Here is a 14,578-nt window from a genome sequence, read left to right as displayed (position 1 = left end):
CCGATGGCCTGGCCCTGAACGGCGGCGACTTCGAGTTGCGCAACAACGGCAACATCGTGGGCGATATCGCCAGCAAGGCAGGCAAGGTCGCCTTCAACAACACCGGCAACCTGAAGGTCGGCACGCTGACCGAAACCGACGGCAACGGCAACGTGGTCAAGACCACCACCGGCGTGAATAACACCGGCGACGTCAGCATCGGCACCGACGGCAACCTGGCGATCAACGAAGGGCTGGCGACCACCGGCAACGTGTCCCTTAACGTCGATGGCAAGACTACCCAAAACGCCAAGGGCAACATCATCGCCGATGGCCTGGCGCTCAAGGGCGGTGATTTCGACCTGCGCAACGCCAGCAACTGGGTCGGCGATCTCGCCAGCCGCGCGAAGGACGTCAGCTTCGTCAACCGCAGCGACGTCACCGTCGGCAGGCTGACCGAGACGGCACTGGACGGCAACCAGCTGGATCAGATCGTCGGCATCGGCAACACCGGCAAAGTCCAGGTGGTGACCACCACCGGCAACATCACCCTGACCGAGAATGTCAGCACCACCAGCAACGCTTCCGACGCGATCGTGCTCAACGCCGGTCAATCCGCTTCGGCGGGCGTGGCCGCGGGTGGCGACGTGAAGGCCGACGCGGGTGTGACAGTCTCCACTGGCGCTGGCGGCCGGGCGGTGATCTACACCGGCAGCCTCGCCGGCAGCACCCGCCTGGTGGATGTGGTCGGCAGTGGTAGCGGCAATTTCCGCTACAACAGCGACGAGCAGCAGAGCAACTTCGGCCGGGCGCTGGGCACCACGGGCGTTCATGCCGTGTACCGCGAGCAACCGACCCTGCTGGTGTCCACCAACGGCACGACCACCCAGACCAAGCCGTTCGATGGCCAGACCACGTTCAATGGCGGCGGTATCGCCGGTTATGACGCCAGCGGTCTGTGGAACGGCGACACCAAGCCGATGCTCGGCAACCCGTTGTATTCGGTAGGCACTCAAGGCCCGGGCTCGCACCTGATCAACATCGGTGGGCTGGCTGATCTGGGTTACCTGATCGTAAGTAACCCGGCTAACGCCAATCTGACCGTGACACCGTCCGTTGACTACGACGCCGTCCGGCAGAGCGTCGCCGATGCAACACGCGTCGGCGCGCAGGTGACTTCGCCCCATGCTCCAGAGCTCAATCCGGCCCAGCCGAAACCGGCTGACTGGTCCGGCGCCGGGGTCGAGGACGGTGGTCTGTTGCTGGTGGACCAGGGCGGCACGCGTGGCAACGGCGCTGGCAATGGCAATGGCGACGGCGATTCGGCGGCCCAGGCCGAGAGCGCCGACAGCGAGCGGGAACTGGCCGGGAACGTCTGCGCCGATGGCGGTGTATCCGAGGGCGGCGCTTGCGCGGCCTACCCGCCGCAGACCGTGTTCGTCGTGCGCGGCGGTGTGCGCTTGCCAGGTCCAGGTCTGGCCATGCGTCCCTGATCCCCTGACATCCATTTTTTCCATTTGAAGGAGTCCCTTGGCCGCGTCCCCCGGACGCGGTCATGGGCTCAGGCAACCCGCATTCTTCGAGACTTATTCAATGCATAACAAACTGATGTCCTGCGCCGCTGGTCTGGCGTTGTTATCCACTTCCCAGGCCTGGGCCGCGACCCTGCCGACACGCCCGATCCCCGACGCCGGCCGGATCCTGCAGGAATTGCCGATTCCCCAGCAGGAGTTGCCGCAAAGCATTCGCCTGGATGTAGAAGCACCGCAACCGGCCCAGGAAAAAGTCGGCGGCGCCAAGGTCCAGCTCAACGCTGTCCGTTTCACCGACAACACCCGCATCGACGCGGCCAGCCTGCAACGCGTCGTCGCGCCAGCCGTGGGTAAGGCTCACGATCTGGACGAATTGCGGGAAATCGCCCGGCAGGTCACGCTTTACTACCGCGAGAACGGCTACCCGTTCGCACGCGCCTATTTGCCGGCCCAACGCATGGCCAATGGCGAGCTGACCATCGCCGTGATCGAAGGCCGTTACGGCAAAGTCACCGCCGTCAACGACGATGGGAAACTCGCCGAGCAGGCGCAGCCGTTCCTGGACGACTTGAAGCCGGGCGATGTGATCGAGCGTGACCGCTTGGAGCGCAGCATCTTGGTGCTTTCGGACTTGCCGGGCGTGGCGGTTCGTCCGGTCATCCGCCCGGGTGACGAGCTCGGTACGGGCGACCTCAATGCCCAAGTGAGCAAAACCAAGGCCTTCGAAGGCAAGGCCACGCTGGACAACCACGGCAACCGCTACTCGGGGCGCAATCGCCTGACGGTACAAGGGGACTGGAACAGCCCGATGATGCTCGGCGACAAGCTCAGCGCCGCCGTGATGGCCACCGATGAGGAGCTGTATTTCGGCAGCCTCGGCTACTCGATGCCATTGGGCACATCCGGCCTGCGTGGCAACGTCGGTTATGCCCAGAGCGCTTACGACCTGGGCGAGGATTTCGCCGACCTGGGGGCGACCGGTACCGCCGAGGTCAGCAGCATTGGCTTGAGTTATCCGCTCATTCGCAGCAACCAGGCGAACCTCATGTTGGCCGGGCAATACCAGCACAAAGAGCTTGAGGACAAATACGAAGTGCTGGGCCTGAGCTTTGAAAAAAGCAGCAACTCGCTGCCCATCAGCTTGCAATTCGACGTACGGGACACCTTGTTCGGCGGCGGCATCACCTACGGTGGCGCGACGCTGACCTACGGTGACCTGAAACTGGACTCGGCCCTGCGCGAGGGCGACCGCCAGACCGCCCAGACCGAGGGCCAATTCAGCAAAGTGAACGTCGATCTCGCCCGCCTGCAAGCGCTGCCCGCCAACTTCACGCTGTTTGCCCGTGTCCTCGGACAGTGGAGCCAGGACAACCTCGACTCTTCCGAAGACTTCAGCCTCGGCGGCATCGATGGCGTGCGGGCCTATCCTCAAAGCGAAGCCTCGGGCGACGAAGGCATGCTGACCCAGATCGAACTTCGCTACCCGATCGACAAGCTCACGCCTTACCTGTTCTGGGATGCCGGCAAGGTGCGCATCAACCACAACGAGTGGGCCGATGAGGAAAACACCCGCAGCATCTCCGGCGGCGGTGTGGGGCTGCGTGCCCAGTACGGCCAGATCTCGTTCGATGCAACGGTGGCGTGGCGTCATTCAGGTGGTGAAGCCCAGAGCGATACGCGTCAGGAAAACCCGCAGTTGCTCGCTCAGATTGGTTACCAGTTCTAACCGACTGCTGCTTATTCAAGGTACTCAACAACCCCGTGGCGAGGGAGCTTGCTCCCGCTGGGCTGCGCAGCAGCCCCCAAACCAGGCAGCTCGGTGTACCAGTCATATTGAGTGCGCTGCTATGGGGCCGCTTCGCAGCCCCCAACCCAGGCTACTCGGTGAGTCGGGAAGATTGGGTTCGCTGCTTTGGGGCGGCTTCGCCCCCCAGCGGGAGCAAGCTCCCTCGCCACGGTCATCAGCATCGTCCCGCATCAGTGGACCCCACGGTCGGCATGACCGTTTATCGCCCATCAAAAATTTGATAGCTTCAGTTCTCGCCTTACCTGCCGTTATATCGACTTGTTGCCGGCCCGATACGTGTTTCCTCGCCTGGCAATTTCGCGACAGTGACCTGGCTAAACACAACAAGAGACCTGGCGAATGGACAACGGACGATACGAAAGGCAGGCAGCGACGGCGGGGGGCGTGGCGGCGTCCGAGCTGTTGCCGCATATTCTGCTGATCGACGATGTGCCCGAAGACATCCGCGCCACGCTCATTCTCTTGAAGACCCAGCCCTGGCGCATTTCCCTGGCCAGCGACGCGTACCAGGGTTATCAACGGGCACTGGCCCTGCGCCCGGACCTCATCGTCCTGGACGTGCACATGCCACAAATGGATGGCTTCAGCCTGTGCCGGCTACTGCGCGAGGCACCGGCCACCCGGCACACCCCGATCCTGTTCCTGTCCTCGGCCAACACGTCGTTGGAGCGATTGGAAGGGCTGACCGTGGGCGCGGTGGACTACATCCCCAAATCCTGCGCCCCCGAAGAAGTGCTGGCGCGCATCAAGATCCACCTGCAATTGACCTGGCGCGCGCCACCGGCCGTTCATGAAAGCCCCGCCGATCCGGAGCCGCAAGGCGATGAGATCGTGCTGCGCGCGGCGATGCGACTGATAGAAAACCAGCTGGACGACATGCCGTCCCTGGGCATGCTCGCGCAAAAAGTCGGCACCCATGAAAAGCGCCTCACCGCGATTTTTCGCGAGCACCTGGGAATGACCGTGTTTGCCTACATTCGCGACGCCCGACTGCGGCGCGGCCAGGACTTGCTCTGCGAAAGCGCCATGAGCGTGCAGGACGTCGCCGAACTGGTGGGTTTTCGCAACGCCTGCAACTTCACCACCGCCTTCCGCCAGCGCATCGGCATGACGCCCAGCCAGTTTCGCCAGCAAGCCCTGGGCATTGCCGAAACCGAGTCGGCCGGACGCGCCTGATGCGGCTTCTACAGTTTCTACTCCTGACGATAACGTTGTTATCCACAGGCCTGGTGCGTGCGGCGCCTGTGGATATCTGCCGCACCGACTCTCTGAGCCTGATGCCCGTGGCGCAGATTTTCGAGGACACCCAGGCACACCTGAGCCTGGAACAAATCGCCCAACGGCCTGACGCCGATTTCAAGGCCGCGACCCCAAGCTGGCCGACGCAGGGTTACAGCCGCTCCGCCTTCTGGTTGAAATTACAACTGACAAACTCAAGCGCTGCGGCGTGTTCGCGCTTGCTGGTGGTCGGCGCGCCGCGCCTGGAAGACATTCGTGTCTACCAACCGGGGCAGGAAGCCCATGCCGGAGCCGCCCATCCCCTGGCCGAATGGCCGCAGCCGGCGGCGCGTCAGCCGGCGTTCCGGGTGTCGTTGGCAGCGGGGGAGAGCGCCACGGTATTCGTCCGGGTGGCGAGCAATTTCCAGATGTTGCTGGAGCCGGAACTTTGGTCCGAACCGGCGCTGCTGCGCAGCCAGCAACAGACCTACCTCAGCGACGGACTCACCCTCGGCATTGTCCTGCTGGTCGTGCCGTTCGGCTTTATCGTTGGCCGGATCCTCCGTTCCCGACTGCTGACGGTGAATGCCGGCGCAGTCCTGAGCTACATCCTGCTGACCTGCATCCTCAATGGCTACCTGATCTACTGGCCCTCGGCGCTGGGCTGGACACGCGAGCTGCTGACGTTCACCAGTGCAACCTCGATCGTCCTGTTCCTGGCCTACATGCGCGTGCTGTTGCAGGTTTCCCAACTGCCCAAGATCATTGGCTGGAGCTACTGGGTGCCGCTGTTGGGCTGTGTCTTCGGCCGCCTCTGGTGGCTCAAGGTCGACCCGGTCCAGGGCGCGCTAATTGTCCAAATCTCGCTGATGAGTTTCTACGGTGCGCTGGTCCCCACCTTGTTTATGGCGTGGCGCAGGCGTCTGCCCTACAACTGGATGGCCTGGCTGGTGCCAGGGCTGTTGGTTGGGCAAATGCTGATGCGGTGGTTTTTCCCCCAGGAACAGTTGCCCTGGCAAGCGCCGGAAAGCAAAAACAGCTTATCGTCGGCCCTGCCGGGCGTGGTATTGCTGGTCTTCACATTGATCATGGAAGTCAGCCGCAGCCGCAACCGCGAAAAGCACGCCCTGTCGAGCCTCGAACAACAACGCCAGGCCGAACAGGAACGCCTGGAAAGCACCGTGGCGCTGCGCACGTCGCAGTTGCGTGAATCCCTGGAGGCGCGCAGTGCGTTGATGGCGCGGATCAGCCACGACCTGCGCTCGCCGCTGGTGCGCATCATCGACTATGCACGCCTGCTCCATGCGGGGCCGAACCGCGACTATCAAGCCACCATCGAGCGCAACGCCCGCCAACAACTGGAACTGATCGACGAGATGCTCGAGTTTTCCCGTGGTGAACTGGAGCAAATGCAACTGACCCTCGCGCCCGCCTACCTGTACGGCTTCCTCCAGGAGGTCGCCGACGAGGCTGGCTTCCTCGCCGCGCGCCAGGGCAACAGTTTCAACGCGGTGCTGGCGCAGGACCTGCCGCCCCTGGTGGAGGCTGACTTCAAGCGGCTTCGGCAGGTGCTCATGAACCTGTTGGCGAACGCGGCAAAATTCACCCGCGACGGCCAGATCCGTTTCGAAGTGAGCTGTTCCCCGGGTACCGCCGCTGACACCGTGGAGCTGCGCTTCAGCGTGATCGACACCGGCATCGGCATCGACCCGCAAGAATTCGAACAACTGCTGCAACCGTTCCGCCGTGGCCGCAACGCGCAACGCTACGAAGGTAGCGGGCTGGGCCTGTCCATCGTCACGCAACTGCTGGAGCGCATGGACAGCCGTCTCGAACCCCAGGCCACCGGGCAGGGCAGCCACTTCAGTTTTCGCCTGCAACTCAAATGCGCCCAGGAACATGACCTGGAGAATGGCATCGTCGACAACAACTTCACGCCGCTCGATGGTCAGGGCAAACACGTACTGCTGGTGGACGACATCGAACAAAACACTGAGTGGCTCTACGACCTGCTGGCCGGCTACGGCTTCGACGTCAGCATCGCGGCGAACGGCAAAGACGCCTTGGCCTGCCTGGCTGATCAACCGGTCGACCTGCTGATCAGCGACCAGATGATGCCCGCCATGGACGGTTGGGAACTGCTGCGACACGTGCGCGACCATGGGCACGAGCTGCCCGTGATGCTGTATTCAGCGATCCCGCCACGCAGGCCGGAAGGTTACCCGCAAGGCCTGGCCTTCGACGCGGCACTGCTCAAGCCCGCCGACAGCCGCGAACTGCTGGCACGGATCAATACATTGGTTTGCCCGGACACGGAGCATCGCGAAATGGCCCGGGAGTTCTAGCATGCCGGGTCTGGGTTATCGGCTGCTCTTGCTCGGCGGCCTCTTCGCGTTGCCCTGGGCATCGGCCCATGCCGCGCAAGAGGCGCCTGGCGCCCTCACGCTCGACGAAACCACCGTCACCGCTCGCCGCCGCGAAGAAGACCCGCAAGACGTGCCGATCCCGATCAACGTCCTCTACGGTGATCAGCTGGACGAAGCCGGCCTGCATCGACTGCAAGACATCCAGCAACGGGTTCCGGGCCTGGTGGTTTCCGGTCACGATGCCCGTTACGCCGGCTTCGGCCTGCGCGGCTTCGGTGCCACCGCCTACAACGATGGCCTGGAAGGCAGCGTCGGCACCTACGTCGACGGTGTTTACCAGGCGCGCCAGGGCATGGCGTTCACCGAGTTGATGGACATCGAACGCATCGAAGTCCTGCGCGGGCCCCAAGGCACCTTGTTCGGCAAGAACACCACCGCCGGCGCGTTGAACATCATCACCAAACAACCAACGTTCCAGCCCGAAGCCAATCTCGAAGCGACTTACGGTGAGCGCGGTCTGCGGGAATATCGCGGGGCGCTTTCCGGGCCGCTGCAAGACGATGTGCTCGCTGGCCGACTCAACGTGTTCGACAGCGCCTCCGAGGGGGCCGTTGAAAACCTGCAAGACGGCAGCCGCCTCGGCGATTCCGACAGCCAAGGCCTGCGCGGTCAGTTGCTGTGGACGCCGAACAGTGACTTCAGCGCCCGTCTGATCGCCGACTACGCCGAGCAAAACGAGGCCGGCAACGTCCTGCTGGTCAATCACTACAGCGAGCAAACCCGCAAGCGCGCCCAGTTCGCTGGCTATCCACTGGCGGAGCCTGATCCTTACAAACGCGAGTCCCGCATCGACGCGCCGGGCCATCCGCGAACCCTGCAAAACGGCGTGTCGTTGGAATTGAATTGGGACCTGGACGAGGCGATGCGCTTGACCAGCATCACCGCCTATCGCGACTGGGATTACCGCGCCGACCGCGACGCCGACAGCACCGCACGCTCGGTGATGCAATCCGAAGCCGCATTGGACCACCGACAGTTCAGCCAGGAATGGCGCTTGTCCGGCACGGCCGGCTCGTCCGTCGACTATGTCGCCGGCCTGTATTACCTGCGTCAACAGCTCGACCGCGAGATCAACGTCGAATACGGCAAGGACGCCGCGCCCTGGTTCGTCGGCGATCAACTGGAGGCACTGCAAAAAATCTTCGGCGTCAGCCTCACCGATCCGAGGCAGGTGCCTTCGGTGCTGCTCGATGGCGCTCGGCAACGCTATGACGGCGAACAGAAGGGCGACAGCCGCGCCATTTTCGGCCAGCTCTCCTGGCGCCCAATCGACCCGTTGGAATTCACCGGTGGCCTGCGCTACAGCCAGGAACGCAAGGACGGCTGGGTCTCCCGCGACGTCAGCAACCTCGCTCCGCTGACGGGTTTGCCCCCGGTGTTCCAGGCCGGTGGGCAACTGCTCCGCGACATCGCCCTCGGCCGTGCTTATTACCGCGAAGACTCGATCAAAGAAGACAACGTCTCAGGCCTGCTCAGCGCCAGCTACCGCTTCACCGACGCGGTGATGGGCTACGTCAGTTGGTCGCGAGGCTACAAGGCCGGCGGCATCAATTTCGACGTGATCGGTCCGTTCACCGCGCCCACCTTCGAGCCGGAGCGCGCCACGTCCCTGGAAGTGGGCATGAAGACACGCTTCTGGGATCAACGCGCCTTGCTCAACCTCGCCGTCTACCAGACCGACGTCGACGACTACCAAGCGCTCACCTACAGCCCGCCCACCTCGCTGTTCGCGCCCCCCCTGCGGGACAACCTGATCAACGTCGGCAAAGTCCGCCTGCGCGGCATCGAACTCGATTCGGCCTGGCAACTCACCCCCCGACTCACCGGGCGCCTGGGCGTGGCCTGGAGCGATGCCCGCTACCGCAGCTTCCCCAACGCCCCGTGCCCGCCGGCCTCGGGCCAATGGACCTGCGACCTCAGCGGCGAGCGCCTCTACAACGCCCCGGAATGGAACCTCAGCAGCGGCCTCGACCACACCCACCCGCTGCCCTACGGCCTGGAAGCTTTCAGCGGCATCGACTACAGCTTCCGCACTGGCTACTACGGCACCCTTGAAGGCGGCGAAGGCAGCTATCAACCCAGCTACGGCCTCACCAACCTGCGCCTGGGCCTGCGCAGCCAGGACCGTTCGTGGGAAGTGGAAGGCTGGGTGCGCAACGTCTTCGACCGCCAGTACATCACCGCCGTCTACTCATTGCTCGGCGCCGGCGACTACGGCGTCATGACCGGCAGCGAACGCATCCTCGGCACCACCGTCAGGCTTCGCTATTGAGCGAAATAAACCGGGTCGGACAAAACGCCAAGCGATTGCCGCCGGCCTTCTTCGACAGATACATCGCCTGATCCGCCTTACTGATCAGCCCATCGATCTCCTGTCCGTGCTCAGGGTAAAACGCCACCCCGATACTCGCCGCGATCTCCACCGTCTGCGCGCCAATCAAAATCGGTGCATTCGCCGCCGCCAGCATCCGCTTGAGCAACGGCTCGCTGTCCGCCACCGCCTGCAAACCCACCAACCCCGCGACAAACTCATCACCCCCAAGGCGCGCCAACGTATCGCCCTCCCGCAACGTCGCATTGATCCGCGCCGCGACAATCTGCAACACCCGATCCCCCCAGTCATGCCCATAACTGTCGTTCAACGCCTTGAACCCATCCAGGTCGATAAACGCAATCGCCACCTTCTGCTGATGAATCCGCGCCTTGCCCAACGCCTGCCGCATCCGCTCGGCCAACAACAACCGATTGGGCAATTGCGTGAGCGCGTCATACCGCGCATCCCGCTCCAGCAACTGCAGGCGCTGCTTCATCTGCGTCATGTCGCCGAGCAGTGCCACGTAGTGCTGAACATTGCCGTGCCGGTCATGCACCGCGCTGATGCTGATCCGCGACGTCATCTCTCGGCCGTCCTTGTGGTTGCTTTGGATCTCGCCGGACCAATGGCCGTGGAAATCCAGGGCGTTTTTCATGGGGGCGTAAAAGGCGGTGAGGCGACGGACCATGCGGTGGGCGTTCAACTCGCGGCCCTCTATCTCTTCCTTCCCGTAACCGGTGAGCCGTGTGAAGGCCTCGTTCACGGCGATGACCCGGCCGAAGGGGTCGACCAGGATCACGCCTTCCCGGGCATGGCTGAACACGGTGGCGGCCAGCTCTGGGCAGATGGTGTTGAGGTGACGGTCCGGTGCGGCTTCGTCACGGGTGACTGGCCATAGGTTGGAATCGAAGCCTTGCCGGGCCAGATAGGCGGCCAAGGACGAGAGCGATTTGTGCAGGCGGGTGAGCGCATTCGTGGCGAGCCTGGAATTGAGGCAATAGCTGCGAATGAAGGTGCGTAGGTTCATGGGAGGTACACGGGTGCTCGGTTGCAGCGCTTGGGGTTTCTGAAGTGGGGATTATCGAGGCGGGGAATGGGAGGGGCGTTTGCTGGAGAGGATGGAAGTTTTGCGGGAAGGGATGGAGTGGAAAGAATTTTTGAGGGGTTTATAGCCAAACAGAATTAACGGCTGCGTGCTTGTGGCTGGTTGTTATTAATTACTGTCATTTCCTACAGGTGCGCGAGAATTTTCGAGGGCCGTATGCTGAAGGCGATATCGCGAGATTTCGCTCGAAACGTGCCGCGCTATCACGGTGCTTGATTTCGTGAGGTGCGATATGGAATTCGTAGAAAACTACAAAGGCTGCGTGATCAACAAAAGCCCGGTGGGCGGCCGATGGGCCGATGGGATTTGGGTGGGGCCTCGTTATGATTACAGCGTCTTCTTTCCAGATGGAACGGTCTGCGCGCTGACGTATGACAGCGCAGAGGGAGCGAGAGCCGAGGTCGATAAACTGGCTGATGGGTTTGTGCGTGCGCCTAGGAAATTTGAGTGGGCGTTTTTTCTTGAGTTCTTGGGTGTGCGAAAAGGGGGTGGGGTTGTTCGGAGAAGGTGATGGATGAGTCTGTCAGTCATTGAACTACCACTCATTCAGGAACGACGATGAGCCCGTGGCGAGGGAGCTTGCTCCCGCTTGACCGGGCTGGCGCTCCAGTGCGAAGCGCTCACAAAACGGCCGCCACGCAGCCCAGCGGGAGCAAGCTCCCTCGCCACGGGATGACCGGATGTCCAATGAATCCAGGCAAAACGCGCCCCCTGTGGGAGCGAGCCTGCTCGCGAATAGCGGTGCGTCAGTCAACGAGTATTCAAGCCGACTCAACCTCACAGGACGAAAACCCGCCCCGCGCGACTTAAGGACCCATCTCAATGGCCTGCCTGGTCACCGGCCATCAACACAACCCGCCCAAACCTCGCGTTCTTATCCAACGGCGTAATCGCCAATAACTGATCGAGGCGAATCTCCTGACGACCGTCCGCCGTGTCGATTTCGAGAAACTCTTCCCGCGTGGAAGCGGTCCGCGTGGTAATCGCCCGAGCCGTCACGCGTTGGCCGTCAGTCAGTTCGATGTCCAGCGAGTAGCCGCACAGGCAGGCAATCTCCAGGTAGTCGTGCAGGTCACAGTGCAGCGGTTTATAGGTGTCCATCTCACGCCTCGCCGTTTTGCAGTTTGAGAATGAAGTGAAGCGACCGACAGGTTGACGTTTTGAGTCGCCACCCGCCGGGTCGCAAGGCAGGGCGAATCAGAGCAGTTGCTTCAGCATCGCTTGCAACCGGTCATTCCCCGACTCGTCGAGCGGAAACACCGGCAAGCGCGGGTCGCCGACTTCCAGGCCGAGGGTGCGCAGACCAGCCTTGATGGTAGCGGGCAAGCCGCCCTTGAGGATGAAATCCAGCAGCGGCAATTGACGATAGAACAGCGCCCGGGCTTTGCTCAGGTCGTTGGCCATCACGGCCGCGTACAGGTCGAGATTGAGTTGCGGGATGAGGTTCGGCGCGGCGGTGCACCAGCCCTTGGCACCGGCCGCGAAGGCTTCCAATGCCAGTGGATTGCAGCCGTTGTAGAACGGCACCTGGCCTTCGCCCAGCAGTTGCAGCTTGTGCATGCGCTGGATGTCGCCGGTGCTTTCCTTGACCATGGTGACGTTATCCACCGCGTTGAAAATTCGCAGGATCAAGTCCACGGACATGTCGATGCCGCTGGTGGCCGGGTTGTTGTAAAGCATGATCGGCACATCGATGCTGGCACCGATGGTCTGGTAGTGCCTGAGGATTTCCGCCTCGCTCAGTTTCCAGTAGGAAGCCGGCAAGACCATCACCACATCGGCGCCGTGATCCTGGGCAAAACGCGCGCGGCGCACCGCTTTGGCGGTGGTCAAGTCAGACACGCTGACCACGGTCGGCACCCGGCCGGCAACGCGGGCGATGCTGAATTCGCTGACCTGGTCCCACTCCGCGTCGCTCAGGTAGGCGCCTTCGCCGGTGCTGCCCAAGGGCGCGATGGCATGCACGCCGCTGTCGATCAGGCGGTCGATGGACCGGCCCAATGCGTCCAGGTCCAAGCCTTGGCCGTCGGCGGAAAAGGGCGTGATGGTGTAACCGATGATGCCGTGGATGTTGGGGGTAGACATGGCGTCGCTCCTATTGGGTTCAGTTCAGGCAATCGGCGTGTTGGCGCAGGTTCTGCCGGGCGTAGTAGTTGAAGGCGGCCGCGTGACGCTTGGGACGGGCGATCCAGTCGTGAGCTTCGCGGCCCAGGTGCGGCAGGATCGGCTTCACCTCGCCGGCGGCCATGGCGAGCAATTGCAGCTTCGCGGCGCGCTCGATCAATTGGGCGATGTTGCAGGCTTCTTCCACGGTCTCGCCGGTGGACAATTGACCGTGATGGGAAAGCAGAATCGCTCGCTTGTCACCCAGGGCGCCGGCGATCAATTCGCCTTCCTCGTTGCCCACGGGCACGCCCGGCCAGCCTTCCAGGAGCGCGCAGTCTTCGTACAACGGGCAGAGATCCATGTGGGAAATCTGCAGCGGCACTTCCAGCATCGACAGCGCGGCGATGTGGGTTGGGTGGGTGTGGATGATGCAATTCACATCCGGCCGGGCGCGGTAGACCCAGGTGTGAAACCGGTTGGCCGGGTTGGGGATGCCGTGTCCCTCCAGAACCTCAAGGTCTTCGTTGATCAACAGCAGGTTGCCGGCGGTGATCTCGTCAAACCCCAGGCCCAGTTGCTGGGTGTAGTAAGTGCCAGGTTGCGGCCCGCGCGCGGTAATCTGCCCGGCGAGGCCGGAGTCGTGACCATTCTCGAACAAGATGCGACAGGTCAGGGCCAGCTTTTGTCGCACAGTCCACGTATTATCCGGCAGTGATTTCTGCATCTGGTTTACAGCATGCTCGACCAATTGGTCCTTGGGCGTCGCCAGTGTCTTGCTCATGTCCGTTCTCCTGATTCGTTCTTTGACCGTTCTTGATCCGCGTCATGGAAGCGGTGGGATGGAGGTGCTAATGACACTAAATAGACTATATGACACAAAGTGTCATTTGCAATCGCAGATTGTCCGTTTCCCTGGAAATGTGGGTTACCTATGTCCATTCGCTTGAAATTGCTCAGAAAAAAACTCGGTGTGACGCTGGACGTCCTGGCTGAAAAAACCGGGATGACCAAGAGCTACCTGTCCAAGGTGGAACGGGGTCTGAGCACGCCCTCCATCGCCACGGCGCTCAAGCTGTCCAAGGCGTTGAACGTGAAAGTCGAGGAGTTGTTCTCCGAGGAAAACGTCTCGCTCGACAGCTACAGCCTGGTGCGCTGTGAAGACCGCCAATCCCTGGCGGCGAACCCTGGCAGCGCTGAATACGCCGTGTTGGCTCACCAGGTTTCCGAGCGAACCTTGCTGCCCTTCATCCTCTACCCCCCGGCCGAATTCGCGGCGCACCATGCGTTCAAGGAACACACGGGCGAGGAGTTCCTGTTCGTTCACGAAGGCCAGGTGGAAGTGGACTTCATGAACGAGCGCGTCGTGTTGAATCGCGGCGATGCGTTGCACTTCAACGCGCAAAAACCCCATCGCCTGCGCTCGGTGGGTGATGTTCAGGCGCAGTTGCTGGTGGTGGTGCACAGTGCTGAATCAGCAGAGAAGGGCGAAGACGCCTAGCACCACGTTGCTCGCTGGGTAACCACCAAACCCCGTGGCGAGGGAGCTTGCTCCCGCTGGGCTGCGCAGCAGCCCTTATTCGAAAGTCCCCACCCAAACAAACCACCTTTCCTGCCGCCTTGGCGTGGGCGGTAAAGCACACGACTGGCCTGCAGCGTGTGTGGAATCACTTGGCGCTGGAGCAAGCCGGTGAGGTGATGACTGGCTAAGACTTAAGGAGCGCTGGTGCGTAAAATCATCCTATCTGCCAACACGAGCGGAGCAGCAACCATGGAATACGACGACAAATTGATAGAAGAAGCCGTGCTTGCCTTGCTGGCAGCCTTCAGCTCCGACAGCGGCAATGCCTGGAAAGGTTTCGACTTCGAGGTCATGAACCGATTGCACGAACAAGGCCTCATCAGCGATCCGGTAAACAGGAACAAGTCGATCTGGTTGACGGAGGAAGGGGTGGAGCGAGGTCGGCAGATTGCCGACCGGTTGTTTGGAAAGAAGAGTTGAGGGCGCGCGTCGCCTCGTGATTGATCGCCGTAAAGCCACGGTGAACCGTGTCGAAAGCCTGCTTCAGCTAATGCCACGTTTAGCGATCACCC

Annotated in this window: 12 protein-coding genes; 8 read left to right on the top strand and 4 right to left on the bottom strand. The window is 62.2% G+C overall.

The window, feature by feature from the left end; translation table 11 throughout:
* The 5 genes from HU767_RS16765 to HU767_RS16745 form a co-directional block, all read left to right on the top strand.
* Positions 1 to 1,472, top strand: a 1,472-nt coding sequence (locus tag HU767_RS16765) for a hypothetical protein (protein WP_202894660.1), incomplete at its 5' end; no start/stop codon positions are given.
* A 100-nt stretch (positions 1,473 to 1,572) separates the two neighbouring features.
* Positions 1,573 to 3,237 carry a ShlB/FhaC/HecB family hemolysin secretion/activation protein gene (locus tag HU767_RS16760; protein WP_202894659.1) on the top strand — a complete coding sequence of 555 codons (1,665 nt, stop codon included), beginning with the start codon at positions 1,573 to 1,575 and terminating at the stop codon, positions 3,235 to 3,237.
* Between the two features lie 420 nt (positions 3,238 to 3,657).
* On the top strand, positions 3,658 to 4,494 hold the full coding sequence (locus tag HU767_RS16755; protein ID WP_238349488.1) for a helix-turn-helix domain-containing protein: 837 nt from the start codon (positions 3,658 to 3,660) through the stop codon (positions 4,492 to 4,494).
* Positions 4,494 to 6,881, top strand: coding sequence for a 7TM-DISM domain-containing protein (locus HU767_RS16750; protein ID WP_186730024.1), 2,388 nt, complete (start codon positions 4,494 to 4,496; stop codon positions 6,879 to 6,881). The genes HU767_RS16755 and HU767_RS16750 overlap by 1 nt, the downstream gene beginning before the upstream one ends.
* Position 6,882: 1 nt before the next feature.
* Positions 6,883 to 9,234, top strand: coding sequence for a TonB-dependent receptor (locus HU767_RS16745; protein WP_186730023.1), 2,352 nt, complete (start codon positions 6,883 to 6,885; stop codon positions 9,232 to 9,234).
* Here HU767_RS16745 and HU767_RS16740 read toward each other — a convergent pair.
* Entirely contained in the window at positions 9,218 to 10,303 is a 1,086-nt protein-coding gene (locus HU767_RS16740) for a sensor domain-containing diguanylate cyclase (protein ID WP_186730022.1), read from the bottom strand. The two genes, HU767_RS16745 and HU767_RS16740, sit on opposite strands and share 17 nt — an antisense overlap.
* A 310-nt stretch (positions 10,304 to 10,613) precedes the next feature.
* Here HU767_RS16740 and HU767_RS16735 point away from each other — a divergent pair, with 310 nt between their 5' ends.
* The gene (locus HU767_RS16735) at positions 10,614 to 10,892 is read left to right on the top strand and encodes a hypothetical protein (RefSeq protein ID WP_186730021.1); all 279 of its coding nucleotides are present in this window, start codon (positions 10,614 to 10,616) and stop codon (positions 10,890 to 10,892) included.
* 308 nt (positions 10,893 to 11,200) lie between these two features.
* Here the strand turns inward: HU767_RS16735 and HU767_RS16730 are convergent, their stop codons facing one another.
* The 3 genes from HU767_RS16730 to HU767_RS16720 form a co-directional block, all read right to left on the bottom strand.
* A complete protein-coding gene (locus HU767_RS16730) occupies positions 11,201 to 11,482 on the bottom strand; it encodes a Rho-binding antiterminator (RefSeq protein WP_186730020.1) in 282 nt (93 codons plus the stop codon).
* A gap of 96 nt (positions 11,483 to 11,578) precedes the next feature.
* Positions 11,579 to 12,466: a dihydrodipicolinate synthase family protein gene (locus HU767_RS16725; protein ID WP_186730019.1), complete on the bottom strand. Its 888-nt coding sequence runs from the start codon at positions 12,464 to 12,466 to the stop codon at positions 11,579 to 11,581.
* Positions 12,467 to 12,485: 19 nt separating this feature from the next.
* Positions 12,486 to 13,268, bottom strand: a complete 783-nt coding sequence (locus tag HU767_RS16720) for an aldolase (protein ID WP_186730018.1) — start codon at positions 13,266 to 13,268, stop codon at positions 12,486 to 12,488.
* A 150-nt stretch (positions 13,269 to 13,418) separates the two neighbouring features.
* Between HU767_RS16720 and HU767_RS16715 the strand changes: the two genes are divergently transcribed.
* Positions 13,419 to 13,985, top strand: coding sequence for an XRE family transcriptional regulator (locus tag HU767_RS16715; RefSeq protein WP_186705385.1), 567 nt, complete (start codon positions 13,419 to 13,421; stop codon positions 13,983 to 13,985).
* Between the two features lie 225 nt (positions 13,986 to 14,210).
* The gene (locus HU767_RS16710; RefSeq protein WP_346343475.1) at positions 14,211 to 14,486 is read left to right on the top strand and encodes a DUF6429 family protein; all 276 of its coding nucleotides are present in this window, start codon (positions 14,211 to 14,213) and stop codon (positions 14,484 to 14,486) included.
* Positions 14,487 to 14,578 lie beyond the last annotated feature (92 nt).

Origin of the sequence: Pseudomonas sp. SWRI179 (assembly GCF_014268705.1) — a bacterium.
Lineage (GTDB): Bacteria > Pseudomonadota > Gammaproteobacteria > Pseudomonadales > Pseudomonadaceae > Aquipseudomonas > Aquipseudomonas zanjanensis.
The sequence above is the reverse complement of the archived record's forward strand: the minus strand, read 5'-3'. Positions and strand labels throughout refer to the sequence as shown.